This window comes from Streptomyces viridosporus (genome assembly GCF_002078235.1).
Lineage (GTDB): Bacteria > Actinomycetota > Actinomycetes > Streptomycetales > Streptomycetaceae > Streptomyces > Streptomyces viridosporus.
In genome coordinates this window covers 1-776 of sequence record NZ_MSGP01000779.1, presented here as the reverse complement: position 1 = coordinate 776, position 776 = coordinate 1, and the positions used below count along the sequence as shown (strand labels likewise).

Genomic DNA, 776 nt, shown 5'->3' with positions numbered 1-776 from the left:
CTCCACCACCCCCGAGCTCCACCCCACCCCGTCCATCGCGCTCGGCGTGGCCACCGCCAGCGTCCTGGACATGGCCCAGGCGTACGCGACCCTCGCCAACCACGGCGAGCACGGCACGTACACCATGATCGAGAAGATCACCCGGAACGGGAAGGCGGTGGTGGACCTGCCCGCGCGCAAGACCCACCAGGCCGTCAGCCGCCAGGCCGCCGACACCACCACCCACGTCCTGCGCGGCGTCGTCCAGAACGGCACCGCCACCGCCGCCCTCGCCGCGGGCCGCCCCGCCGCCGGGAAGACCGGCACCGCGGAGGAGGACAAGGCCGCCTGGTTCGCCGGCTACACCCCCGAACTGGCCACCGTCGTCGCCGTCATGGGCCAGGACCCCGAAACCGCCGCGCAGAAGCCGCTCTACGGCGCCATGGGCCTGTCCCGCGTCAACGGCGGCGGCGCCCCCGCCGAGATCTGGGGCCAGTACACCCGCGAAGCCCTCGAGGGCGAGCCGGTCAGGAACTTCGACCTGCGGATCCAGCCCGGCGCCGACCGGACCCAGCCGCCCGCCGATCCCACCGGTACCAGCCCCGCCACCGGCGACCCGACCGGCGACACCGACGGCGCACCGGACGAGGAGACGCGGGAGCGGACCCCCGGCACCACCCCGGGGCAGACCCAGGGGCAGAGCGACGGCCGTGCCCGGGGACGGGCCGAAGGCGGCACCACGGACGACGCCGGAACGACCGACGGCACCGCCGCCGGTGACGACACCACCGGCGGCG

1 protein-coding gene is annotated in these 776 nt (G+C 75.8%); it reads left to right on the top strand.

The features are described from left to right. The coding region (locus B7L92_RS37435; protein ID WP_255311344.1) for a penicillin-binding transpeptidase domain-containing protein at window positions 1-776 on the top strand (776 nt) is incomplete at both ends.